The organism is Mycobacterium malmoense (assembly GCF_019645855.1).
GTDB lineage: Bacteria > Actinomycetota > Actinomycetes > Mycobacteriales > Mycobacteriaceae > Mycobacterium > Mycobacterium malmoense.
Map to the genome: position 1 here is coordinate 447,417 of NZ_CP080999.1, position 24,307 is coordinate 471,723.

Annotated in this window: 19 protein-coding genes and 1 pseudogene; 13 read left to right on the plus strand and 7 right to left on the minus strand. The window is 66.3% G+C overall.

What is annotated here, in order from left to right:
- Positions 1 to 75: 75 nt before the first annotated feature.
- Positions 76 to 1,449: an NADP-dependent succinic semialdehyde dehydrogenase gene (locus K3U93_RS02065; RefSeq protein WP_083010713.1), complete on the minus strand. Its 1,374-nt coding sequence runs from the start codon at positions 1,447 to 1,449 to the stop codon at positions 76 to 78.
- Between the two features lie 82 nt (positions 1,450 to 1,531).
- On the opposite strand from K3U93_RS02065, the gene K3U93_RS02070 reads away from it, so the two are divergent.
- Positions 1,532 to 3,181, plus strand: a complete 1,650-nt coding sequence (locus tag K3U93_RS02070; RefSeq protein ID WP_083010654.1) for an acetolactate synthase large subunit — start codon at positions 1,532 to 1,534, stop codon at positions 3,179 to 3,181.
- A 1-nt stretch (position 3,182) separates the two neighbouring features.
- Here the strand turns inward: K3U93_RS02070 and K3U93_RS02075 are convergent, their stop codons facing one another.
- A complete protein-coding gene (locus K3U93_RS02075) occupies positions 3,183 to 4,451 on the minus strand; it encodes a PucR family transcriptional regulator (protein ID WP_083010712.1) in 1,269 nt (422 codons plus the stop codon).
- Positions 4,452 to 4,688: 237 nt separating this feature from the next.
- Here K3U93_RS02075 and K3U93_RS02080 point away from each other — a divergent pair, with 237 nt between their 5' ends.
- The 8 genes from K3U93_RS02080 (at position 4,689) to K3U93_RS02115 (ending at position 13,868) form a co-directional block, all read left to right on the plus strand.
- The gene (locus K3U93_RS02080; RefSeq protein WP_176219971.1) at positions 4,689 to 4,862 is read left to right on the plus strand and encodes a hypothetical protein; all 174 of its coding nucleotides are present in this window, start codon (positions 4,689 to 4,691) and stop codon (positions 4,860 to 4,862) included.
- Between the two features lie 81 nt (positions 4,863 to 4,943).
- A complete protein-coding gene (locus K3U93_RS02085; protein WP_083010653.1) occupies positions 4,944 to 6,182 on the plus strand; it encodes a cytochrome P450 in 1,239 nt (412 codons plus the stop codon).
- Positions 6,179 to 7,180, plus strand: coding sequence for a PDR/VanB family oxidoreductase (locus K3U93_RS02090; protein ID WP_230981562.1), 1,002 nt, complete (start codon positions 6,179 to 6,181; stop codon positions 7,178 to 7,180). The genes K3U93_RS02085 and K3U93_RS02090 overlap by 4 nt, the downstream gene beginning before the upstream one ends.
- Positions 7,177 to 8,229 (plus strand): aromatic ring-hydroxylating dioxygenase subunit alpha, encoded by a 1,053-nt coding sequence (locus K3U93_RS02095; protein WP_071509047.1) that lies wholly within the window; start codon positions 7,177 to 7,179, stop codon positions 8,227 to 8,229. The genes K3U93_RS02090 and K3U93_RS02095 overlap by 4 nt, the downstream gene beginning before the upstream one ends.
- A gap of 14 nt (positions 8,230 to 8,243) precedes the next feature.
- Complete coding sequence (locus K3U93_RS02100; RefSeq protein WP_083010652.1) at positions 8,244 to 9,812, plus strand: succinic semialdehyde dehydrogenase; 1,569 nt, start codon at positions 8,244 to 8,246, stop codon at positions 9,810 to 9,812.
- Positions 9,813 to 9,823: 11 nt separating this feature from the next.
- Complete coding sequence (locus K3U93_RS02105) at positions 9,824 to 11,536, plus strand: GMC oxidoreductase (RefSeq protein WP_083010651.1); 1,713 nt, start codon at positions 9,824 to 9,826, stop codon at positions 11,534 to 11,536.
- A gap of 125 nt (positions 11,537 to 11,661) precedes the next feature.
- Complete coding sequence (locus K3U93_RS02110; RefSeq protein ID WP_083010710.1) at positions 11,662 to 12,600, plus strand: LysR family transcriptional regulator; 939 nt, start codon at positions 11,662 to 11,664, stop codon at positions 12,598 to 12,600.
- Between the two features lie 113 nt (positions 12,601 to 12,713).
- Complete coding sequence (locus K3U93_RS02115) at positions 12,714 to 13,868, plus strand: NAD-dependent formate dehydrogenase (protein WP_071509044.1); 1,155 nt, start codon at positions 12,714 to 12,716, stop codon at positions 13,866 to 13,868.
- Positions 13,869 to 14,132: 264 nt separating this feature from the next.
- On the opposite strand, the pseudogene K3U93_RS24665 reads toward K3U93_RS02115, so the two are convergent.
- From K3U93_RS24665 to K3U93_RS02135, 5 genes and pseudogenes are all read right to left on the minus strand, one after another.
- A pseudogene (locus K3U93_RS24665) lies at positions 14,133 to 14,332 on the minus strand (MgtC/SapB family protein); the annotation flags it as partial.
- A gap of 209 nt (positions 14,333 to 14,541) precedes the next feature.
- Positions 14,542 to 14,883: a DUF732 domain-containing protein gene (locus K3U93_RS02120; RefSeq protein ID WP_071509055.1), complete on the minus strand. Its 342-nt coding sequence runs from the start codon at positions 14,881 to 14,883 to the stop codon at positions 14,542 to 14,544.
- A gap of 98 nt (positions 14,884 to 14,981) precedes the next feature.
- A complete protein-coding gene (locus K3U93_RS02125) occupies positions 14,982 to 16,346 on the minus strand; it encodes a PPE family protein (protein WP_083010650.1) in 1,365 nt (454 codons plus the stop codon).
- A gap of 14 nt (positions 16,347 to 16,360) precedes the next feature.
- A complete protein-coding gene (locus tag K3U93_RS02130; protein ID WP_071509042.1) occupies positions 16,361 to 17,635 on the minus strand; it encodes a PPE family protein in 1,275 nt (424 codons plus the stop codon).
- Positions 17,636 to 17,993: 358 nt separating this feature from the next.
- Entirely contained in the window at positions 17,994 to 18,953 is a 960-nt protein-coding gene (locus tag K3U93_RS02135) for a LysR family transcriptional regulator (protein ID WP_083010649.1), read from the minus strand.
- Between the two features lie 78 nt (positions 18,954 to 19,031).
- Between K3U93_RS02135 and K3U93_RS02140 the strand changes: the two genes are divergently transcribed.
- The 4 genes from K3U93_RS02140 to K3U93_RS02155 all read left to right on the plus strand — a co-directional run bounded on the left by K3U93_RS02140 (position 19,032) and on the right by K3U93_RS02155 (position 24,280).
- Positions 19,032 to 21,389 (plus strand): hypothetical protein, encoded by a 2,358-nt coding sequence (locus K3U93_RS02140; protein WP_083010648.1) that lies wholly within the window; start codon positions 19,032 to 19,034, stop codon positions 21,387 to 21,389.
- A gap of 211 nt (positions 21,390 to 21,600) precedes the next feature.
- Complete coding sequence (locus K3U93_RS02145) at positions 21,601 to 22,614, plus strand: ABC transporter substrate-binding protein (protein WP_083010709.1); 1,014 nt, start codon at positions 21,601 to 21,603, stop codon at positions 22,612 to 22,614.
- 75 nt (positions 22,615 to 22,689) lie between these two features.
- Positions 22,690 to 23,424 (plus strand): ABC transporter ATP-binding protein, encoded by a 735-nt coding sequence (locus tag K3U93_RS02150; RefSeq protein WP_083010707.1) that lies wholly within the window; start codon positions 22,690 to 22,692, stop codon positions 23,422 to 23,424.
- A gap of 91 nt (positions 23,425 to 23,515) precedes the next feature.
- The gene (locus K3U93_RS02155; RefSeq protein ID WP_230981564.1) at positions 23,516 to 24,280 is read left to right on the plus strand and encodes an ABC transporter permease; all 765 of its coding nucleotides are present in this window, start codon (positions 23,516 to 23,518) and stop codon (positions 24,278 to 24,280) included.
- Positions 24,281 to 24,307: the final 27 nt, after the last annotated feature.

The window sequence follows — 24,307 nt, forward strand, 5'->3', positions numbered from 1 at the left end:
TAGCGCGAGCAGACGTAGAGTCGCACGATTTGCCGGCAAATCGTGCGACTCTACGTCTGCTCGCCAGCGGAACCGCTACCCGATCCACACCGTCTTGGCGTTGCAGAATTCGCGGATGCCGTGGCCGGAGAGTTCGCGGCCGTAGCCGGAGCGTTTGACGCCGCCGAACGGTAGTTCGGGGTAGGACACGGTCATGCCGTTGATGAAGACTTGGCCGGCTTCGATGTCGTCGATGAAGCGCCGTTGTTCGGCCCCGTCCTGAGTCCAGGCGTTGGAGCCCAGCCCGAAGGTGGTGGCGTTGGCGATCGCGACGGCCTCGTCGATGTCGGCCACTCGGTAGATGGAGGCGACCGGGCCGAACACTTCTTCGGTATAGAGCGCCATGTCTTTGGTGATGTCGGTGACCACCGTCGGCGGGTAGTACCACCCCGGACGGTCCAGACGGGTACCGCCGCAACGGATCACCGCGCCGGCCGCGGCGGCGTCGTCGACCTGCTTGGCGACCTCATCGCGGCCGGACTCGGTGGCCAGCGGACCCACGTCGGTGTCCGGGTCGGTCGGATCGCCAACCCGCAACGCCTGCATGCGGGCGACGAACTTGTCGACGAACGCGTCATAGATATCCGCGTGGGCGATGAACCGCTTGGCGGCGATGCAGGACTGGCCGTTGTTTTGCACCCGCGCGGTGACCGCGGTGGCGACCGCGGCGTCCAGATCCGCCGAGGGCATCACGATGAACGGGTCGCTGCCGCCGAGCTCGAGCACGGTGGGTTTGATCTCGTCGCCGGCGATGGCTCCGACGGATTGGCCGGCCGGTTCGCTACCAGTCAGCGTGGCCGCGGCGACCCGCGGATCGCGCAGGATGCGCTCGACGGCGCTGGAGGGAACCAGCAGCGTCTGAAAACAGCCGTCGGGAAACCCGCCGCGGGCGATCACGTCGGCCAGATACAGCGCGCACTGCGGCACGTTGGAGGCGTGCTTGAGGATGCCGACATTGCCGGCCATCAGCGCCGGCGCGGCGAACCGCACCGCCTGCCACAGCGGAAAGTTCCACGGCATCACCGCCAACACCACCCCCAGCGGCTGATAGCGGGTGTAGGCCTTTGTCGCGCCCACCGCCGCCGCGTCGGCCGGCTCGTCGGCCAGCAGCTTCTCGGTGTTCTGCGCGTAGTAACGAAAACCCTTGGCGCACTTGAGCACCTCGGCCTTGGCGGAGGCCAGCATCTTACCCATCTCCAGGGTCATCACCGCCGCGGTCTCGGCGGCCTCGGCCTCCAGCAGATCGGCGGTGGCGTTGGCCCACCCGGCGCGCTGGGCAAAACTGGTGCGCCGATAGCCGGCGAACCGCTCATAGCCGCGGGCGATCGCGGCCTCGACTTCGTCATCGGTGGCCGGACTGAACGTCTTGACCGTCTCGCCGGTGGCCGGGTTGATCGTGGCGATGGACACGCTGACATCCTTCTTGTGGGTGGGTTTGGTGAAAACGTCCGACACCCAGCCTGCCACTATCGTGGCCAACGGGAGGTGCCGGATGAGTAAAGCCGCTCAGCTGATGGTCAAGTGCCTGGAAAACGAGGGCGTGTCCGTCGTCTTCGGGTTACCCGGCGAGGAGAACATCCGCTTCGTGCAGGCGTTGGCCTCCTCGGACATCCGCTATGTGCTCACCCGGCACGAGCAGGCCGCGGCGTTCATGGCCGAGATGTACGGGCGCGTCACCGGCCGGGCGGCGGTGGTGTCGGCCACCCTGGGTCCGGGCGCAATCAACATGCAGCTCGGCGTGGCCGACGCCACCACCAACAGCACCCCGATGGTCGCGATCTCCGCGCAGGTCGGCCAGGATCGCGAATACAAAGAGTCGCACCAGTACGTCGACCTGGTGTCGATGTTCGCCCCGATCACCCGGTGGTCCGCGGGGGTGCCGACCGCGCGCGCCATACCGGAGATGTTCCGCAAGGCGTTCAAGGTCGCCGAGGCCGAACGCCCGGCCGCGGTCTACCTGGCCGTGCCGGAGCACATTGATGCAGACGCCGCCGACTATCCCGACCTGACACCGTTGCCGCGCAACGTCGTTCGCGCCGAAGCCCCTGCCGCCCGTCAGGTTGAACGAGCCGTCGACATCCTGCGCGCGGCGAAGCGACCGGTGGTGCTGGCGGGGCATGGCGCCGCGCGCGCCGACGCGACCGCGGCCCTGATCCGCTTCTCGGATGAACTCGGTGTCAAGGTGGCCAACACCTTCCACGGCAAGGGCGTGATGCCCGACGATCACCCCAACAGCATCGGGACCATCGGGTTCATGCGGCACGATTACGTCAACTTCGGGTTCGACCATGCCGACGTCGTCGTCGCGGTCGGCTACGAGCTACAGGAATTCGACCCCATCCGGATCAACCCGCAGGCCGACAAAAAGATCATCCACATCCATCGCTTCCCGGCCGAGGTCGACGCGCACTATCCCGTCGACGTCGGCATCATCGGCGACATCAGCGCCTCCCTGAACGCGCTCGCCGACGCGCTTGCCGGCCACCGCTTCGAAGCCGATCCCGACGTGCCCGGGTCCGGCCTGCTCACCGAGGAATTCACTCGGGGACAACAGGATTCGCGCTACCCGCTGGCGCCGGCGCGGGTGGTCTCCGACACCCGCGCCGCACTGGGCCGCGGCGACGTCGTGCTGGTCGACACCGGCGCCACCAAGATGTGGATGGCGCGCCTCTACCCGACGTACGAACGCAACACGTGTCTGGTCTCAAACGGACTGTCCGCCATGGGCTTTGCCCTACCGGGCGCCCTCGGTGTCAAGCTGGCGCGGCCCGACTCCAGGGTGCTGGCCGTCGTGGGCGACGGCGCGTTCATGATGAACTCCCAAGAAATCGAGACCGCCGTTCGGGAGCGCATACCGCTGGTGGTGTTGATCTGGGAGGACGGCGGCTACGGCCTCATCGAATGGAAGATGGACCTCGAACTCGGCGCGCATTACTACGTGAAGTTCGGCAACCCCGACATCGTGAAGTATGCGGAAAGCTTCGGCGCCAAGGGGTATCGGATCAACAGCGCCGAGGAACTGCTGCCGACGCTGAGAGCGGCGCTGGACGACGACGGGGTGTCGCTGATCTGCTGCCCGGTCGACTACTCCGAGAACCTGCGGTTGACCGACCGGCTCGGCGAGCTGGACGAAACGCTGTAGGTCACCGCAGCATCGCGGTGCCGAACCAATGGCAAAGCAGCAAAGCAACTTCGACATCGAGCCGGTCGTCGGTGATCGGCCGGCCACGGCGCTCGACTGCTCGGTGCACGCGGTACTTGACCGAGTTGGAGTGCAGGTGTAGCTCTTCGGCGGCCGCCTTGTGGCTGGAGCCGGTGCGCAGGAAAACTCGCAGCGTTTCGCGGAGCCGGTCATCGGCGTCGGTGTTGCGGGCGAGCGGGCCGAGCACCTCGCCGACCCACGCCGCCGCCTCCCCGAGGTTGTCGCCGAGCAGGGCCGCCAGCGGCAGGCCGGGATCGCTGGCCAAGACTACCCGGCGGGCGGCGCCCGACGCGATCGTCACGGAACGGCCGTACTGCGCCTGCCGATGTGACCGGCGAAAGCCCTCGATCCCCGGCAGCGGATCGCCGACCGCGAGATACGGTGCGTCAATTGCCTTCTCGGCGAACCGGCGCACCTTCGCCGGCACGTCCGGCCCGTGGTTGTCCTGTAGTGGAATCCATGCCCATCCGGTCACCCGGTCCACCGAAATGAACAACGGACTCTCTTCGGTGCCAACAGATTCGGCGAGTTTACGGACGAATCGTTCCATCATGCCCAGCCCATCGCCGTCGGTGGGCTCGGGACACCATGTGACGATCGCGACGTGGATGCGCATGAGCGGGTAGCGGATCGCGGTCGTGGCCGCGTCGAGGTCGACCTCGTCGCCGGCGAGCAGATCGCCAACCTGGAGCGCGCGCAATGTATTTCGATTGCCCAGCCAGCGCTCACGCTCGTCCTGGTAGGTGGCGACCACGCGCTGGGAGATCAGGTCGATATACTCGAACGAGACCGCCGCCATTCGCTCGTACACATCCAGGCTCAGCTTCGGATCCAGTTCCGATGCCCGGATCTCGTCGAGCACGACATCCAGTGCCGCCCGATGGCCGAGCCGATAGGCGCGTACCAGCGCGTTCGCCGACACCTCCCGCTGCGCCAGCCGGCGGGCATACTCGAGGGCGGCCGTCGGCGGCTCGATGTGCTCGACGGGTATGCCGTTGCGAACCGCCGAGAAGAACGTGTCGACGTTAGCCGCGACCGTGTCGCGCAACAACTGCACCAACTGCGCGTCGCCACCCAGCTCGGTGATCTCGGTGACCAGCAGCCGCTGGATCGCCCGCGTCGCCTCCGCCAGCCGGTTGTCGAGCCTGCTGGCGACCAGTGCCGCGGTCTTCGCGACGATCGCGTCGGCGGCGCCGCTGCCGTCCGCCATGATTCGACCGTAGTCGGCGCCCGGTCCGGCCAACTCCTCGGGTTGGGCCGACTGCGGCGGGCCTTGTCCCCGGAAGACAACCGCGCACCGATATTTGGTCGGCGCACGACGTCGATGCGGTGCCGCCCGATCCGTAACGTCTCTCACGAACGCAACGGCTTTCACCGCCGGGGGACCCGAACCCCAGCGTTTCGCGAACGAATCCCCCTCTGCGGAAAGCGGAAAAAGGAGAAACCCATGCTCGGATTGATCGGAATCATAACCATGGTCCTGTTGCCGGTGCTGATCCCGCTTGCGGTCAGCGGCACCCACGCGGTCGGTCAATGGCGAAGCGGCCGCGATGGCTTCCTCGGTTCGCGTCAATCTTTGCCGTCAAACCGTTTACCGTCAAGGCGCGGCGGCGCACACTGAACATCATCAGCCCATCCGACGGCGAGGTTCCCGCCGTAAGCCGAAATGCGAAGTAATTCAACTTAAGTACAAGGACCTACGATGACAGCCCTGCACCAACAGGATCTCGACACGCTCGACCTGGCCGATCCGGCCGTCTGGGATGACGGTCCGCCCTATGACCTCTTCGCGCGGATGCAGCGGGAGGCGCCGGTGCACTTCAGCCCGCAGCGCAACCTGCCGGGCGAGGGCGGGTTCTGGTCGATCACCCGCTTCGACGACGTCCGCGCCGTGAGCCGGGACCACCGGACCTTCTCCTCGGAACGGCGCGGCATCTTCCACATGGACGACATCGGTGTGCCGCTCGATCTTCAACGGCTGCAATTGATTTCGATGGACCCGCCCCGTCACGACCGGCTCAAGGCGCTGGTGATCAAGGAATTCACGCCGGAGAAGGTCGCCGAGCACGAGGAACATGTCGCGCGGATTATCGGCGGTGTTCTCGACGGTGTCGCCGAACGCGAACGATTCGACCTGGTCGCCGATGTCGCGCGGCCCATCCCGGCCCGCGTGATCGGTTCGCTGCTGGGCACGCCGCCCGAGGACGATGCCACACTGGTGCACTGGACGAACGTCTTCACCGCGTTCGAAGACCCGGCCATCCGGGGGCAATGGCAGGACGCCATGGCGGTGGTCAACGAGATCGTCGAGTACGTCAACACACGGCTCGCGCAGCGCACCGACACGGCGAGCGGCAAGCTGGTCACCGCCATGCTCAACGCCGAGGTCGACGGCGAAAAGCTCAACGAGCTGGAAATCGCCACGTTCTTCGTCCTCTTGATGTCGGCCGGCAACGACTCGACCCGGGCGACCTACAGCGCGACCATGCTGGAGCTGCTGCGTAACCCGGAGTTGCTCGCACAGGTGCGGCGGCAGCCCGAGCTGGTCGACGCGGTGGTGGAGGAGGGGCTGCGCTGCTACCCCGCGTTCGCCTTCATGGCCCGGGCCGCCACCCAGGACACCGAGCTGCACGGCAAGACGATCAAGGAAAACGATCGCCTGCTGCTGTGGTACATCGCGTCCAACCGCGACGAGACCGTGTTCCCGGAGCCGCACAAGTTCGACATCACCCGTCCTGGCCTTGCCGATCGGCATCAGGCCTTCGGTGGACGCGGCCGCCATTTTTGCCTGGGCGCCAATCTGGCGCGCATGGAGCTCAAGCTGTGGATACAGCAGACGCTGGAGCGGTTCCCCGATCTGGAACTTGACGGTGAACCGACCCGGGTGCGGGCGCTTTTCCTCAACCAGTACAACTCGATCCCGGTCCGGCGGGCGTCGTGACCACGATCGTGCAGTCCACCCGCGACAGGGCCGCCTACCGCGAGGTCGAGGTCGACGTCGAGGTCCGGCGCCGCGATGTGGTCGCCGACGGGGTGGTCGCATTGACGCTGGCCGCCGCCGACGGCACCGACCTACCGGAGTGGGCGCCGGGCGCGCACATCGATCTGGTGATGACACCGTCACTGGTGCGGCAGTACTCGCTGTGCGGCGACACCGCGAACCGCGCCGAGTGGCGGGTCGGCGTGCTGCTCGATCCGAACAGCCGCGGCGGATCTCAGTTCGTGCACGACAAGCTGCATGAGGGCTCCACGGTCCGGGTCCGCGGGCCCCGCAACCACTTTCCGTTGGCGAACTCGGCACGGTATCAGTTCATTGCGGGCGGGATCGGCGTCACCCCGATGCTGCCGATGATCGAGGCGGCCGAGGCGGTCGGCGCCGACTGGCACCTGCTTTACGGCGGCAGGAAACGCTCGTCGATGGCCTTCCTCGACGAGCTGAAGCGCTATGGCGAGCGCGTGACGGTCTGCGCCCGGGACGATTCGAGCCGGAACTTCAGGACGGGTCTGGACGCGGTGCTCTCCGAGCCTGATCGGACCACGCTGGTGTACTGCTGTGGACCCGAAGGGTTGCTGAGCGCGGTCGAAAGGGCATGCGAGTCATGGCCCGACGACAGCCTGCACGTGGAACGTTTCTCCGCCAAGGCGCTCGAGGAACCCCCGGCGGATGCGCCGGTGTCGTTCGACGTCGAGTGCCAGCGCAGCGGTATGACTTTGACTGTGCCGCTGGGCAAGTCGATCTATCAGGTGTGCGAGGACGCGGGTATCGACGTGCTGGGCTCCTGCATGGAAGGCGTCTGCGGCACCTGCGAATGCGACGTCCTCGAGGGTGAGCCGGACCACCGGGACTCGGTGCTGAACGACGCCGAGAAGGCCAGGGGCGACACCATGATGATCTGCGTCTCGCGGTCCCGTTCGGAAAGGCTGGTGCTCGACCTATGAGATCCAACTACCCGTTCAACTGTTGGTATGTGGCCGCCACCAGCGACGAGGTCGGGCAGGGCCTGCTCGCCCGCCGGCTGCTCGGCAAACCCGTCGTGTTGTACCGCCGCGGCTCCGGTGACGCGGTGGCGATGGAGGACCGCTGCGTCCACCGGGCTTATCCGCTGTCGGCCGGGCGGCGCGACGGCGATCGGGTGGTGTGCGGCTACCACGGCTTCGCCTACGATCCCGACGGCTGCCTGGTCGACGTGCCGTCGCAGGAGAACGTGCCGCCCGGCGCGGGCGTGCGCACCTACCCCGTTCACGAGCAGTCGCCGTTCGTCTGGATCTGGCTGGGTGAACCGGGAGCGGCCGCGCTGCGCCCGCCGCCGCGAGTGCCGTGGTACGGCGACGGCGCGGGATGGGCGGGCACCGTCGAGGTGCTGCGCGTCGAGGCGAATTATCTTCTGCTGCACGAGCATTACCTCGACCTGACCGACGTGTTCGTGATGCATCCGGAGGCCGTGCCGCCGGACATCGAGGCGTTGCCGCCGCTGGACGAGGTCGAGGTCTCGGAGCGGTCCGTCTCCTATTCGCGGGTGACGCCGCCAAGCCGGCTCGCCGCCTGGGAGGCCGAGACCAGCGGGCTTCCCGCCGACACCGTGGGCATTCGGCGTGAGGAAGGGACCTTCGTCTCACCGGCCCTGCACGTCCAGCATTACGTGATCGATCCCGAGCAAGGAAAAACATACGAGCTGTTGCGGATTCAGGGGTTCACGCCCGAATCGCCCGACGCGACGCACGTCTTCCTGCAGATGGCCCGCAACCACGCGACCGACAGCCCGGCGATCGGCGAGTTTCTGCGCGCCATGTTCCACGAGTGGGCGATGCGCGATGCGGCCGTGTTGGAGACGATCCAACGCCGCCTGGGTGAGGACGCCTCGCCGCGGCGCGACATCAACGTCAAGGCCGACCGCGCCGCCGTCCGGGCGCGCCGCATCGCCATGGAGATGCTCGACGAGGAATCCGGCCGGTTCACGCTGAACCGGATTCTGGCCGCATCCGGATAACGACAGGTGCCGACATGGATACGTTACGCCCCACCACCGGGCCGGCCGCGCCCCAGCTGGAAGTCCTTGCGCGGCAGGTGCGGACCGCCGACGGCCCCGGCGACATGGTGGTCACCAACGCGATGACGGGGGAGCCGCTCGGACACGTCCCGCACTGCACCCCCGACGACGTGGCGGCGGCCGCCCGGCGCGCCCGCGCCCTACAGCCGGGCTGGGCCGCGGTGCCGATCCGCGAGCGCGCGGCGATCCTGCTGCGCTTCCACGACCTGGTGCTGGCGCGCCAGGACGAAGCCCTCGACCTCATCCAACTCGAGAACGGCAAAGCGCGCAGGCATGCGTTCGAGGAGGTCCTCGACGTCTGCCTGACGGCGCGCTACTACGCGCACACCGCGGCCGGCTACCTGAGCCCCAAACGCCGGCAGGGCGTCCAACTGTTTCTCACCCACGTGACCGAACTGCGCCACCCCAAGGGATTGGTCGGCGTCATCTCACCGTGGAACTATCCGCTGACTCTGGGCATCAGCGACGCGTTGCCGGCGATCGTCGCCGGCAACGCGGTGTTGGCCAAACCCGATAGCCAGACGCCATTTTCGGCGCTCTGGGCGGTGCGGCTACTCGAAGAGGCCGGCATGCCACCCGGCCTGATACAGGTCGTCACCGGCTCGGGTTCGCGGCTCGGCGCACCGATCGTCGAGCATTCGGACTTCCTGATGTTCACCGGCTCCACCGCCGTGGGCCGCGACGTCGCCGCGCTGGCGGGCCGGCGGTTGATCGAGTGCTCGATGGAGTTGGGCGGCAAGAACGCGCTGCTCGTCCTCGATGACGCCGACGTCGACAAGGCGGTGGCCGGCGCGGCGCGGGCGGTGTTCTCCAATACCGGGCAGCTGTGCATCTCGGTGGAACGCATCTATGTCCCGGCGAAGCTATGGGACGACTTCGCCGGTCGCTTCACTGCGGCCGCGCAGGCGATGAAACTCTCGGCGGGACTGGACTATTCGGCGGACATGGGATCGCTGATCTCCGAGAAACAACTCGCCACGGTGAGCCGCCACGTCGACGACGCGGTGCAGCACGGCGCCACCGTGCTGGCGGGCGGCAGGGCGCGACCCGACATCGGCCCCTACTTCTACGAGCCCACCGTCCTGTCCGGGGTGCGCGAAGGCATGGTGGCATTCGCCGACGAGACGTTCGGGCCCGTGGTCTCGCTCTACCGCGTCGACAGCGAGGAGGAGGCGATCGAAAAGGCCAACGACAGCAGCTATGGCCTGAACTTCAGTGTGTGGACGTCCAATCCGAGGCATGGCCGACGGGTTGCCGCCCGCTTGCAGGCGGGCACCGTGAACGTCAACGAGGCCTACGCCGCCGCATGGGCGTCGATGGACGCGCCGATGGGCGGCATGAAGGACTCCGGCATCGGCCGCCGTCACGGCGAGCACGGCATCCTCAAATACACCGATGCGCAAACGATTGCGGTAGAGCGCCTGCTTCCGGTGGGCGCGCCCAAGTGGCTTTCACCCCGGCGCTACGCCCGGATCATGACCACCGGACTGCGCGTGCTGCGCCGGCTGCCCGGCGTCAAATAGAAGGGCACGCGATGTCTGGACAATTCGACTACGACGTCGTGGTCATCGGGTCGGGTTTCGGGGGATCGGTGGCGGCGTTGCGACTCACCGAAAAGGGCTATGCGGTAGGCGTTCTGGAAGCCGGGCGGCGATTCGCGGACGACGAATTCCCCAAGACCAACTGGCAGGTGCGGAAGTTCTTCTGGGCGCCGAGGCTGGGCTGTACGGGCATCCAGCGCATCCACGTCCTGCCCGACGTTCTTGTCCTCGCCGGCGCCGGGGTCGGCGGCGGATCGCTGGTGTATGCCAACACGCTGTACGAGCCGAAATCCGATGCCTTCTATCGTGATCCACACTGGGCGCACATCAGCGACTGGAAAGCCGAACTCGCGCCTTTCTACGACCAAGCCAAGCGCATGCTCGGGGTGGTGACCAACCCGACCATGACCCCGTCGGATGAGGTGCTGCTCAGCGTGGCCAAACAAATGGGGGTCGAAGACACCTTCGGCATGACGCCGGTCGGGGTGTTCTTCGGGCCGGGCAACACCAAAGCGCCCGGTATCGAGGTGGACGACCCGTTTTTCGGCGGCATGGGTCCGCGCCGGCGAGGGTGCCTGGAAGTCGGCGAATGCATGACCGGTTGCCGGCACAACGCCAAGAACACGCTGCTGAAGAACTATCTCTACCTGGCCGAGGGCGCGGGCGCACAGATCCACCAGCTGACGACGGTCACGGCGGTGCGGCCGCTCGAGGGTGGCTATGCGGTGGACACGGTGCGCACCGGTTCATGGCGCGCCGGAAAGAGTGCGAAAACCATTACCGCCGAACAGGTTGTCTTGGCGGCCGGCACCTGGGGCACCCAGCAACTGCTGCACCGGATGAAGGCGACGGGGGTGCTGCCGCGGGTCTCGGACCGGCTGGGCGAGCTCACCCGGACGAACTCGGAGGCGCTGTGCACGGCCAGCGTCACGCTGCGGCACCGCAAGGACGCCGAATTCAACCGGGGCGTTGCGATCACGTCGTCGATCCATCCGGACGACAAGACCCACATCGAACCGGTCCGGTACGGCAAGGGCTCCAATTCGATGGGGCTGCTGACGACCGTGATGACCGACGGCGGTGGAAGACTGCCGCGATGGGTGAAGTGGTTGGGCCAGGTGCTGCGCCATCCCGCCCAGGCCACGTCGCTGTACGCCGGGCTGCGCGACTGGTCGCAGCGCACCGTGATCGCGCTGGTGATGCAGACCGAGGACAACTCGCTGACCCTGTTTCCCAAGCGCACCCGATTCGGCCGGATCAAGCTGTCGTCGCGCCAGGGCCACGGCGTACCGAATCCGACCTGGATACCGGCGGCCAACGAGGCCGTGCGCCGGCTCGCCCGCGAAATCGGCGGCGCCCCCTACAGCAGCATCGGTGAGATCCTCGACATCCCGATGACCGCACACTTTCTGGGCGGATGCGTGATCGGCGAGTCCGCCGACCGCGGTGTCATCGACCCCTACCATCGGGTGTTCGGTTACCCGGGTTTGCATGTCTTCGACGGCTCGGCGATCTCGGCCAACCTCGGGGTGAACCCGTCGCTGACCATCACGGCGCAGGCCGAACGGGCCACTGCCTTCTGGCCGAACAGGGGCGAACCCGACACCCGCCCGTCCCTCGGCGCCGCCTACCGCCGGATCCGTCCCGTCCAGCCCCTCAAGCCGGTCGTCCCGGCCAACGCACCGGCGGCATTGCGGCCGAACTGATCTCGCGGCAGCGCCCAGCGGTCGGCGGCGCGTCCAAAAAGGACTCCAAGAGGACCTCCAAGAGGACAATGTCGATGAGGTGATGGGTCGCGCCGAGCGGCGGGGCGGGCGTGGTCGAATAGGTGATGCTGTTTCGTCAGCTCGAGTACTTCGTCGCGCTGGCCCGGGAGCGTCACTTCGCCCGCGCCGCGAGCGCGTGCCACGTGTCGCAGCCCGCGCTGTCGGAGGCCATCCGCAAGCTCGAGCGCGAGCTGAAGGTGCCGCTGGTGCGGCGCGGCCAGAAGTTCGAGGGTCTGACTCCCGAAGGGGAGCGGCTGGTGCATTGGGCGAGGCGCATCCTGGCCGACTGCGACGCTTTGAAACTTGAGGTCACGGCGCTGCAGACCGGCCTCATCGGCGAGCTGCGGCTGGGTGTGGTCCCGGCCGCCGCGACCACCGTCGCGCTGCTCACCGACCCGTTCTGCACCGCGCACCCGCTGGTGCGGGTCCAGCTGGAGACCAACCTGCGCTCCGCCGAGATCGTCGAACGAATCCGCAGGTTCGAGTTGGACGCGGGGATTCTCTATCCCGACCACGACACCGCCGAACTGCTGGTCACCCCGCTGTATCAGGAGCAGCAGGTGCTCGTCGTCGGCGGCGAGCTGCTCACCGGCAAATCGGACACCATGAGTTGGCCGGAGGCACTGGAATTGCCGCTGTGCCTGCTGATCGAGGGCATGCGGGGGCGCCGCGTCATCGACGACGCGCTGGACACCCAGGGGCTCGCGGCCGCACCGCAGCTCGAAACCGATTCTGTCGCCACGCTTTTCGCCCATGTGGCCACCGGCCGGTGGGCCAGCATCGTCCCGCAGACCTGGATTCGCATCCTTGGCGTGCCCGCCGGGGCTTCCGTGCTACGGCTGCACAATCCGTCCGTCACGGCCCCGATGGTGCTCGTCACCAACGCGGCGGAACCGGGCTCCGTGGTGACCCGCGCGGTGGTGCAGACGGCGCGCGCCGCCGGCATCGGCGACGCGTTCACCTGGCCGTCGACGAGGGCGAACGAGCGCGTCTACGAGGCCTGATCGGCCGGGCCTATCGGCCGGTCGGAATTACGTCTTGGACAACCCGGCCGTCGTCGGACGAGACTGAAAGCGGTTCTCAGCAAACACGTCCAGTCGTCGCAAGGGAGAAAACAATGGCCAAGTGTGTGATGGTGCTCTACCCGGACCCCGTCGACGGGTACCCGCCGAGATACGCCCGCGACAGCATCCCGACGATTAGCAGCTACCCGGACGGCAGCACCGTGCCGTCGCCGTCGAAGATCGACTTCACTCCGGGCGAGCTGCTCGGCTGTGTCTCCGGCGCGCTGGGGCTGCGCAAGTTCTTCGAGGACGGCGGGCACGAGCTGGTGGTGACGTCGGACAAGGAGGGCCCCGACTCGGAGTTCGAACGCGAACTGCCCGACGCCGACATCGTGATCTCCCAACCGTTTTGGCCCGCGTACCTGACCAAGGAGCGCATCGCCAAGGCGCCCAAACTCAAGCTGGCGCTCACCGCCGGCATCGGCTCGGACCACGTGGACCTCGACGAGGCCAAGACGCGCGGGATCACGGTCGCCGAGGTGACCTACAGCAACAGCATCAGCGTCGCCGAGCACGCGGTGATGCAGATCCTGACGCTGGTGCGCAATTTCGTGCCGTCGCATCGGTGGGCGGCCGAGGGCGGCTGGAACATCGCCGACTGCGTGGAACGCGCGTATGACCTGGAGGGCATGGACGTGGGGGTGATCGCCGCGGGCCGGATCGGGCGGGCGGTGCTGCGCCGGCTGGCGCCGTTCGACGTCAACCTGCACTACACCGACACGCGCCGGCTGGCGCCCGAGGTCGAGAAGGAACTCAACGTCACGTTCCACCCGGACGTCGAGTCGCTGGTGCGCTCGGTCGACGTGGTGTCGGTCCACTCGCCGCTGTACGACGCGACGCGCCGGATGTTCAACGAGAGGCTGCTGGGCACGATGCGGCGCGGCTCCTACATCGTCAACACCGCCCGCGGGGAAGAAACCGTGCCCGAGGCGATCGCGGCCGCGCTGCGCAGTGGCCAGCTGGCGGGCTACGCCGGTGACGTGTGGTATCCCCAGCCACCGCCGGCCGACCACCCGTGGCGGACCATGCCGAATAACGCGATGACTCCGCACGTTTCGGGAACCACGCTGTCGGCTCAGGCCCGCTACGCCGCCGGCACTCGGGAAATCCTGGAAAGCTGGTTCGCCGGCAAGCCCATCCGTCCGGAGTACCTGATCGTCGAAGGCGGAAGGCTCGCCGGCACTGGAGCGCTCTCCTACCAAAAGTAGGGCACCGCATCACCTTTCCGCCGCAACGGGTCGAGATCAGGTTTCACGAAGTGCAGCGCGGCAGCTACGATGGCCACTAGTGGTCTGGTCCGTAGGTTCGTCGGGGTTGTGGCCAGACGCCGCTGGCGCCGAGTCTGCGCTGGTGGCATCGAGCCTGCGTCCAGGGCTGGCTTTTCGCCTTGGCCGCCGCTACCATCGCAGTCTCGACGCCCAGCCAACAGCGCCCCGACGAACTTCCGGGCGAGACCGCTAGCGCTAATCCGGCCCGGCGGCCATGCCGATCGAGGCGGATTCCCAGACCGAGGCTGCGGTAGTCAAACCACGGATCGCGCGGCCGCGGCGCCCAAAAACCCTATACCCGAAACGATTTGGGCACCGACCCGGGACGGGCCGAGGGCCACACTTCCCGCAGTCAAAACGGTGGCGAAGCCGTGCTTGCTGACGAGCAGGATCAATGCGGACGATGCTTTGCGTTCGCTACCCGGCTTGTTTACCGCGTATCCGAATGGCTAAACGCCAGAAGCAGCTCCACGAACCGCCGGGCGCCTTGCCCGTGGCCGGCTAGCATTCACTCTTAGTGCCGCCACTTGAAATCCGGTGTGCCCTTAACTGTCGCGGCGACAGAACCTTTAGACCGCCCCCCAAATCGGCGCTGGCATTTGGGGTTTGGTGCTCAGCCCTTGCCGCCAGGTTGGAGTTGTCGTGGGCAGTACGCCTTCGCGGATATCGTCGCGAACTGGGCGGCGCCGTTGGTGGTCAGGGCGGGGTTGTTGTCCCGCAGGTCGTTGAGGAGTTGAAGGCCGGATACGCCGCGAGCCATCAAGCCGCATACCGCTTTGCCGGCGCTGACGGCGTGGTCCGGGTCCTGAAAGCTGATCCCCACCGCGTGTAGGTCGGAGAGGAAGGATTCGTTGTTGTCATCGACGGGCTCCTCATCCTCGCCTGGAATGGCGTGCGCGGGCACCGCGGTCACGATTCCCATCCATACGCCGAGAAGCGCTAGTAGCAGTTTGATGGATCCTTTTTCGGTGTGTCGCATCATGTTCTCCCTGTTGCGGGCCGTTTGCCTGTCTTGTTTCTCACGGAGGGAAATGGCCGCATCGCTGCCATGGCCTACCCCAGCTGGGGTTCGGGCGCGGGCGCGGCCTCCTGTTCGTCGCTCACGTGTACCGCGTGGACGCCGGGTGTTGTTCTCAGTCTGGCAACCAGATCATCGAGACCGGCCTCATCGACATTCCAGTGCTGCACCTGATCGGGCATCTCCTGCAGTTGCGCGATGATGCGGTCGAGCTTGACCGGCCCTGTGCGACGCTCACCGGTGATGGGGCGGGTCTGGATGCCGGTTGAGCGCACGACGCGGGAGGCGGGGCTGCCCAGCGCACCGCCCGCCAGGCTGCCCAGGGTCGCCTCGTTGACCAGGCCGGGCGGGAACCCCGCCGCGGGAGCCGCAGCCACGTTGGTGGCTGGTAATGCGATGGAGGACAACCTGATCGCGGGTGCGGCGGTTGCCCAGCTCGACGGCACCGACAACTTGCCCACCGTGGGCGCGTTGCCCAGGATCGCCGATATGGGCTTTACCGAGACGCCGGCGGCAAGACGTCCCGGCGACCCCAGACCAGCCCCCAACACCGCCTTCGGCAAGCCGGCGCTCCAGGGCGCATAGACAAAGCCCCCCTTCCACCCCGCAGTGCCCGTACTAAAGCCGGCACCGACGGTGTTGGCCCAGGTGACCTGACCGCTAATATTCTTGACGCTGGAATACAACTGCTCCCACGCCGGTGCTATCTGCGAGTTCCCCGTTCCCCCAAGCAGATTCTCCCAAGATGAGGTGTATTGCTTGGTGAGCGAGTTGATGTAGCTCTCCAACTGTGTCAGCCACGACGACAAAGACGTGGTTGATGACGTGGACGACGCGCTCGCCGTCTGGGTCGCGTTGCTGGTGTCTTTTGTCGTAGCCGGTGCTTCCTCGAAGGGGGTGAGCTGACCGGCGGCCGTCGACGAGCTGGCGTAACTGAACATCGCGGCGACGTCCTGGGCCCACATCTGGCCATACTCGGCTTCGGTAGCCGCGATGGCCGCGCCGTTTTGCCCCAAGATGTTGGTCGCCTGCAGTGATGCCAGCTGGCTGCGGTTCGCCGCGACAACCGCTGGCGGGACGGTGGCCGCCAACGCGGCCTCGTAGGCGCTGGCCGCGGCCCGGGCTTGGGCGGCGGTCTGCTCTGCCTGAGCCGCCGTGGTCGATATCCAGTTCACATACGGTGCGGCCGCCGCCGCCATGGACGCTGATGACGGACCCTCCCACGACTCGCTGATAAGCTCCGAAATCGCCGATCCGTAGGAGGACGCGGTGGAATGCAACTCGGCGGCCAGCGCATCCCAAGCGGCGGCGGCGGCCAGCAATGACTGTGCGCCCGGGCCCGTATAGATCTGGGCGGAGATTATCTCCGGTGGCAGTACTGCGAAATCCCCGAAAACCATTGCCGCGCCCTTCCTTATTTCGCGTTCGGCGGTATCACGATCACCGTGGAGGTGGTGGCGATGTCGTCGACGGCCACGGCACCGGGAATGCGGACGGCCGTCCCAGCCACGGCGCGGGTGGCCGTCCCGCCGATAGCACGCCCGGCCAGGCTCGACAGGGCCGTAGGGCCGAACATGCCCTGCTCAGCATTCGCCGCCATCGCGGGAGCGGCGTCGAGCGTGGTCTCTGGCAGCTCCGAGGCGACCGTCCTGACCGCCGGGACGGCCGAGGCCCAGTTCGACGGCACCGACAGTGACCCGATGACGCCGGCCCGGCCCGCCGTCGCCAAGACCGTTCCACCACCCGCCGACCGGAATGCGGTGGAGCCGGTTAAAAGATCGCTATGCAGCAGGGGGGCCAACAACCCAATGCGGGCCCCTGGGTGAAGTGTGGGGGCAATGGATGCCAAGGCACGGCTCTGACCCCCGATATTGAGGGCAAGGTTAATAAAGCTCTTCGACACGGTCGCGAACCCGCCCTGTGAGTATGCCCCGGTCGCATCGCTAAAGATGTTGTTGAAACTTGTCAGAACCCCCGTGACGTCCGAAAGGCCTAGCGAAGTCCCAGTCGCTTCGGCCGTCGATGTCGCAGCCGCGTTCGTTGCCCCGCTTTGTGTCGTGGCCGAAGCTTGCAAAACCGCGTTTGATACCGCCGTTTGCACACCGGAGCTGGCCGAAGACTGGGTCGTGGAGGCGACCGCGGCCGACTGGTTCGTTTCCCCACTGTTGCTGGTGGTCGCCGGTGGTGCGGTGAACGGGGTCAGCTGAGTCGCGGCCGCCGAGGAGCCGGCGTAGCCGTACATCGCGGCAGCATCTTGGGCCCACATCTCGGCGTACTGAGCCTCCGTGGCCGCAATGGCCGGGGTGTTCTGGCCCAGGATGTTGGTCGCAATCAGCGATGCCAACAGTGACCGGTTGGTCGCGATGATCGGCGGCGGGACGGTGGCCGCAAAGACGGCCTCATACGCTCCCGCTGCCGCCTGCGCTTGAACTGCCGTTTGCTCGGCTTGCGCGGCGATACTGCTTAGCCACGCGATGTACGGTGCGGCCGCGGCCACCATCGACGCCGACGAGGACCCAAGCCAGACGGCCCTTAGCCCTGAGATTGCGGAGCTGTAAGCCGTTGCTGCTGAATGCAATTCGGTCGCTAATCCGGCCCAGGCGGCCGCAGCGGCCAGCATGGGTGCCGGACCGGGCCCTGAGTAAATTCTGCCGGAGTTGATCTCCGGCGGTAACGCTCCGAAATCCATCTGCTTCCTTCGCCTCCGGCTGTGATCACCGCCGGCTCCCGCTTGCCATCGCCGATAGCGTTGAGTGCCAACAACATCGAGCGCTTCTGGCAGCGATGCCAGGCGCTCGGATGCTTGCGTGTCCAGAAGAGTAGCCAGCATCGCCGGCAGAAACTATTGCCAACGGAAGCAGATGCCGCATCGTCCCACGCGTTCCAACGGCAGGGGCTGAAACGCCGACGGTTCGGCAACCAAGGCCCCGATTTGTCCCTCTACCTCGGACAAATCCAAACGCCCCACAGGGTGAATGAACGGTGAACGCGAGAAAATGGACGCGAATCAAACAGTTTCGGTGAGAAAAAATCTCACCTTACAAAATTCATAAACGGCGCTCTCGACTGGAGTCACCTAGCAGGGTTGCGCTCGAAACCTCGCCACCGGGCACGGTTTGTTTGATGTGGTCGGCGACGCAACCGACGAAGGCTTGGCACGCGGCGGACCGCTTTTCCGGGTGCGGGGCCACGAGGTTTACCCGGCGGTGCAAGTCAGCACCGGCGACCGGTCGCAACGCCAGTCTCGGATCGGCGTTAGCGCGGGTACGTGCAACGGATTCTGGCAGCAACGCGACGCCCAGGTCTTTGCGGACGAAGTGGGTGACCTCATCGACACGCGTCACTTCGAAAGCCACACGCCGGGTTACGTTGGCGAAGCCGCGGTCGGTTTCGTGTCGAAGACCGTAGCCGGGGGGAAAGTCGATGAACGGTAATGCGGCCAGCGCGGTGATGGACACCGATGATTTTTTGGTGAGCGGGTGGTGGGCGGGCATCACGGCGATGAGTGGCTCGCTGAACAGACGGATGGAGGTCAAGACATCGCCGGTGCCGGATACGTTGGAGCCCACGATTGCCACGTCCAGTTTCCGGTCGCGGACCGCCTCGATCAGCGCGTCGCTGCCGCCGCTGCGCAATGTCACGCTGACGTCGGGATAGTGCGAGTGGAAGGTCGCCATCAGGGTTGCCACATCGAGGCTTTCGGACGGGATCTCCATCATCCCGACGGTGAGCCGGCCGCGAACCGTACCGGCGAGAGCCTGGGCGTCGACCAAGATCTGGTCGACGCCGGTGACCACTTGACGCACCAGAGGCAGCAGTGCTTCGCCGGCCGGAGTCAGCGACACCGAGCGGGTAGTCCGCTCGAAAAGCTTTAGCCCGATTTCGCTTTCGAACCGGCCGACTTGTTGGCTCAAGGCCGACGGCACGACGAACATGGCCTCGGCCGCCTTGGTGAAACTGCTGGCCTCGGCCAGCGCCACCACATAGCGCAGCTGCTGCAGGTTCACAACTATTCATGATCCATGATTAATCGCGTCATATCTATTCACTGGACTCTGGGGTGCGTTGGCCTCAGGATTTAGGCCATGTCCGCGGACCCGTCTACACGCACGCCCTCGTCGGGTGCGGGTGTTGTGGTGCGTCCACAGCCGGCGTTGACCGGTAATGACTGCTCGGTCGCGGTGGTGCGCGACGAGATCACCGCGCAGTTCGACGGCCTGCCCTTTCTGGGGGAGCTGCGTTGCTCGCACCACCGGGTGGTCGCGGGTTCGCTCGAGGAGGTGGTGTTCACCTACACCGTCGGAGGATCGGGCATCGCGGACAGCGGTTGGCTCAAGCTGTGCTTCCGCTACTACTCGGATTGGGATCTGCAGACGACGACGCCGGACGGTCGCGACTTCGCGACCGCCCGCGTGGTGAGTCGATCGCTGATCGGAGGGGCATCCGAGGGCGGCGCCGCGACGGTGCAGCAGCTGGTCACGAGCTACGACATCAAAGGCGGGGAGCGGCCGTTTCAGAAGTCGCTGCTGATCCATGTCGTGGATGGGTACCTGCGGCCCGGCGACGTGATCGAGATCCGTTGCGGCGACCGCCGTTTCGGCGGCCCGGGTACGCGGATGCAGACCTTCGTCGAAGACGAGTTTGAAGTCCACTTGTTCGTCGACCCGCTGGGTACCTCCCGCATGGCGCACGCAGGTGTGCATCGAATCGCCGTCGTGCCGGGCGCACCCGAACGGGTCGTCGTACAGGGTCCCCGCCTCGTGCGCAGTGACGCATCGGCCGTGCACCTGCACGCGCACCTCGAGGACCGGTGGGGCAACACCTGTTCCGATACCAGCGCGACGCTGCACGCGATCATCGATGGCGTCACGGTGGCCAGCGCTGGTACGCCTGCGACAGGGTGGTCCAGGGCATCACTGTGCGTGCCCGCGGCGTCCGCCCGCGTCGGTGTCGTCGCCCAGACAAGCACCGCCGTGGTGGCCAGCGGCGAGACCGTGGTCGACGTCGTCGACGACTTCCCGGCGCCGCGAGCCTACTTCTGCGATCTGCACGTCCATTCCAATGACACCGTCGGCACCCAGGACACCGACTGGAACCTTCGCTACGCTCGCGATGTCGCCGTACTCGACGCAGTTGGCTACACGGCCAACGATTTTCAGATCACCGACGATGCTTGGGATGACGTCGTCAAGGCCTGTAGGAAGATCTCCAAGGACGGCGCTTTCGTCTGCTTTCCGGGCGTGGAATGGTGCGGCACCCCAGGTGCCGGCGGCGACCACAACGTCGTCTTCCTCGGCGAGGACACCACATTGGCGCGCTCACTGGAATGGCATCAGCGCATGGCAACCACGGCTCTTACGCCGCAGACCTGGCCGGTCACCCAGTTATATGCCGCCTACGAGAAGGACCCGGAGTCCTACCTGTTGATCCCGCACGTCGGCGGCCGTCGAGCGATCCTGGACTGGCATCACCCCGAGCTGGAGCGGCTGATCGAAGTTCACTCGACCTGGGGGAGCAGCCCATGGTTCCTCGAAGACGCCCTGGCGCGGGGGCTACGGCTAGGAGCGAGCGCCGCCAGCGATGAGCACCGCGGGCGACCCGGCGCGGGGGCGCCAGGAGCCAACATCTTCGGTGGCTTCGGTGGACTCACCGGCGTCATCGCACCGGCCCTTTCGGCCGGAGACATCGGTCGTTCGTTGCGTGCCCGGCGTACCTGGGCCACCACCGGAGCTCGTGCCGTAGCCCTTTTGCGTAGTGGTGATAACTGGATGGGCGACGAGTTCACCACGGATACCAATGAATTGGGTATCGAGTACGCCCTGTATGGCACCACGGGATGGGATGACGTGGCCGTCTACGACAGCGCCGGCCTGATCTGGCACCGCGACTTGCACGCGGAGGCTGGGCTTTCCCGAGACCTGGTTCGCATCCGTTGGGGCGGAGCGCGACACCGCGACCGCTACCGCTGGGCAACGTGGTCAGGCGGGCTGCGTATCGACGGCACGGCAGTCGAAGACGTAATTCCTTGGGCGATAACACATCCCGAACAAATCATCGATAGCGACGGACCTACTGTCGCCTGGGATACCAAGACTTACGGTTCGGATATCGGCTTCGTGGTCCGACTCGCCGACCTTAGCCGCGCGCGATTCGAATTCGACACGACGGTGCGGGAAGAGAAGCTGAGCGCCAGCGCGATCCTGTCCGGGGCAGACCTCATGGCCGAAGGGCACCGCGACATGACCGTGGGCGCTCTCAATCTGCGTGTCCGCCTCGAGCGCATCGCCGACCCGAAGGCGCTGCCGACGACCGCCACCGGCGGGCTCAACCTGCACCTGCCCGAGGGCAACAGCGCAATATATCTGCGCGGCAACCAATTCGACGGGCACCAGGTATGGACCAGCCCGCTGTTCGTGACCCGCACCGCGGGAAGGCCGCAGTGACCCAACTTCGGCCGTGTCTTACCCGTCGCCTGCACATTGACTTGCGACGCGTTACCTGTGCCGCCTGTCCGCCGCCGCTCGTCGCCGTCTGACCCGCTGCGCACCGCCCACGCCACCAGCGCTCGGCGCGCCCAGCGCTAGGCAACGATTCGCCTAGGTCACCCGCGGCCAAACCAGCCAAGTGCTCATTACGCCCGGATTCGAGGAAACCATGCCATTGCGCCGACCCGACATCAAGCCCATCGCGCTGATCGCCGCGTTAGCAACCGTCGCGCTACTGGCCGGGTGCTCCGGCGCCACGCCGACCTCCTCGGCGTTGCCGCTGCGCCTCGGCTACCTGACCCGCATCACGCACGCCTCGGCGCTGGTGGGTATCACCGAGGGCTTTTTCACCAAGCAACTGGGTCCCCGCGTGAACTTCACCGCACAACCATTCAATCAGGGCACCGCGGAAGCGACCGCACTGCTGTCGGGCCAACTCGACGCCGCCTACGTCGGTCCCAACCCCGCCTTCAACGCCTGGCAGAAATCGGGCGGGAAAGCGATCAAGATCATTTCCGGTGCGGCCAGCGGAGGTACGTCGATGGTCGTCAAACCCGGCATCACCAGTGCTGCAGACCTCAAAGGCAAGACCGTGGCCGACCACGCGCTCGGCGGAACCCAAGACGTCAGCCTCCGTGACTGGCTTGCCCGCAACGGTTTGAGAACGAATACCCAAGGCGGGGGTGATGTTTCGGTCAAGCCGACCAGCCCGGACTCGGCCATGGTGCAACAGTTCCTCACCAACCAGATCGCCGGCGCCCTGGCGTCGGCGCCCTTTGACGTGCAGATGATCAAGGCCGGCGGGGTGCGCCTGTGGTCGGACCCCAACACCATCACCGTGCTGGTTGTCCGCCAAGACTTCCTCGCGGCCCATCCCGACGCGGTGGCCGGACTGCTGCGCGCCCAGGTCGAGGCCACCGACCGTATCGCCAGCGACCCCACCGCCGCCGCGCGATCGGCCAACGCGGCGCTGGCGAAAACCCTCGGCAAGGGCCTCGAGCCCGACGTGCTCGCGGCCTCATTTCAGGAGACCACCTTCACCAACGATCCCGGAATGGCCTCGCTGCGCGACCAGGTCGACAAGGCCGTGGCCATAGGGCTGTTGCAACCGCTCGACATTGGTGGCCTGTACGACCCGGGACCGCTCGACAAAGTGCTCGCCGAGCCCGCAAGCCGAAAGTGACCCATGATCCACTACGCCCACGCTGATCACCGCACCGGGAAGGGGCCCGAGGTCAGTTCACCAAAGCCACCGGCCCTGCGGCTCACGGATGTGACCAAGCGGTACGGAAGGGGGCGGTCGGCAGTCTCAGCGCTCGATCGAATCACTTTGACCGTCGGTGCCGGTGAATTCGTGTGCGTCGTAGGGACATCCGGTTGCGGCAAGAGTTCACTGCTATCCCTGATCGCAGGATTGGACCAACCGTCCGCCGGCGAGGTCAACATCTTTGAGCGACGGGTGGCTTTGATGTTCCAGCAACCAGCGCTGTTCCCGTGGCTGACGTCGGCCGCCAATGTTGAACTGGCGTTGCGGGCATGCGCGATACCACGCCCGGAACGCCACGAACGCGCGACTCGCTTGTTGCACACGGTCGGCCTGGCGGACTTCGCCGATAAGCGCCCGCATCAGCTATCCGGCGGCATGCAGCAGCGCGTGGCGCTGGCGCGTGCGCTCGCCCAAGACGCCGACGTCTTGCTGATGGACGAGCCGTTCGGTGCGCTGGATGCCCTGACCCGTAGCCGTCTGCACGAAGAGCTTGAGCGCATCGTTGCCGAAAGCGGCCTCACCGTCGTGTTTGTCACGCACAACGTCCGCGAAGCAGTGCGACTCGCCGACCGCGTCGTTTTGCTCAGCCCGCGACCGGGTCGCATCGTCGAAGAGTTCGCCGTCGCGGTGCCGCGGCACCACAGGGTCAACACCCTGGCCGTTGCCGAACTGGCCGACCACATCTCCGCTCGGCTACGGAACGAAGGGAACCGTAGTGGTGGTTGATAGCCATACGTCCTCGCGGAGTCACCAACTTACCCCGCTGCGTCAGGCGCCGAGCCGGAGCCGATCGCGGATCAGGTCGGCACTGGTATCGGTGCGAACGAAAGCCATTGCGGTTGCGTTGGTTCTGTTGCTCTGGGAGCTGGTGTACCTCACCGGCTGGAAACCGTCATTCGTGCTGCCCGGCCCGGGAACCGTTGCAGTCAACCTCTGGCAGCGACTGCATGAGGCATTGCTCTGGGAAGCGATCGCGACCACGATGTGGCGGGCGCTGGCCGGTTTCGCGCTGGCATTGCTCATCGGGTTGGTCGCCGGTGCGGTGATCGCGCAAAACACGCTGCTGCGCACGGCTTTCGGACCGGTGATCACCGGTCTGCAAACCATGCCGGCCATCGCCTGGTTTCCCTTCGCCATCATCTTCTTCGGGCTTCACACGTCCGCGATCCTTTTCGTCGTCGTCATCGGCGCCGCGCCGTCGGTGGCCACCGGCGTTATCGCCGGAGTCGGCCAAATCCCGCCGATTCTGTTGCGGGCGGCAAAAACCTTGGGATTACACGGATTCAAGCTATACCGGCATGTAATCCTGCCCGCGTCGCTACCGATGTTCGTCGGCGGGCTGCGCCAGGGATGGGCGTTCTGCTGGCGCAGCTTGATGGCCGGCGAGTTGGTGGTGCTAGTCAGCGACACCGCGTCGATCGGGGTGCTGCTGGAAAACGCCCAGAACCTCAGCGATATGCCCTCGGCGATCGCCATCATGATCGTGATCCTTCTGATCGGCATCGCGATCGACGCTGTTTTCAATGCTGCGGATCAGCGCGTCCGCCGGTACTGGGGACTGATCGAAACCGACTCGGAATGAACTCGACCACCCGTTCAGACGAGGAAT

Coding starts and splice junctions, on each gene's coding strand:
- K3U93_RS02070 (WP_083010654.1), top strand. CDS start 1,532: ATGAGTAAAGCCGCTCAGCTGATGGTCAAGTGCCTGGAAAACGAGGGC.
- K3U93_RS02075 (WP_083010712.1), bottom strand. CDS start 4,451: ATGGCGGACGGCAGCGGCGCCGCCGACGCGATCGTCGCGAAGACCGCG.
- K3U93_RS02080 (WP_176219971.1), top strand. CDS start 4,689: ATGCTCGGATTGATCGGAATCATAACCATGGTCCTGTTGCCGGTGCTG.
- K3U93_RS02085 (WP_083010653.1), top strand. CDS start 4,944: ATGACAGCCCTGCACCAACAGGATCTCGACACGCTCGACCTGGCCGAT.
- K3U93_RS02095 (WP_071509047.1), top strand. CDS start 7,177: ATGAGATCCAACTACCCGTTCAACTGTTGGTATGTGGCCGCCACCAGC.
- K3U93_RS02100 (WP_083010652.1), top strand. CDS start 8,244: ATGGATACGTTACGCCCCACCACCGGGCCGGCCGCGCCCCAGCTGGAA.
- K3U93_RS02105 (WP_083010651.1), top strand. CDS start 9,824: ATGTCTGGACAATTCGACTACGACGTCGTGGTCATCGGGTCGGGTTTC.
- K3U93_RS02110 (WP_083010710.1), top strand. CDS start 11,662: ATGCTGTTTCGTCAGCTCGAGTACTTCGTCGCGCTGGCCCGGGAGCGT.
- K3U93_RS02115 (WP_071509044.1), top strand. CDS start 12,714: ATGGCCAAGTGTGTGATGGTGCTCTACCCGGACCCCGTCGACGGGTAC.
- K3U93_RS02125 (WP_083010650.1), bottom strand. CDS start 16,346: ATGGTTTTCGGGGATTTCGCAGTACTGCCACCGGAGATAATCTCCGCC.
- K3U93_RS02130 (WP_071509042.1), bottom strand. CDS start 17,635: ATGGATTTCGGAGCGTTACCGCCGGAGATCAACTCCGGCAGAATTTAC.
- K3U93_RS02140 (WP_083010648.1), top strand. CDS start 19,032: ATGTCCGCGGACCCGTCTACACGCACGCCCTCGTCGGGTGCGGGTGTT.
- K3U93_RS02145 (WP_083010709.1), top strand. CDS start 21,601: ATGCCATTGCGCCGACCCGACATCAAGCCCATCGCGCTGATCGCCGCG.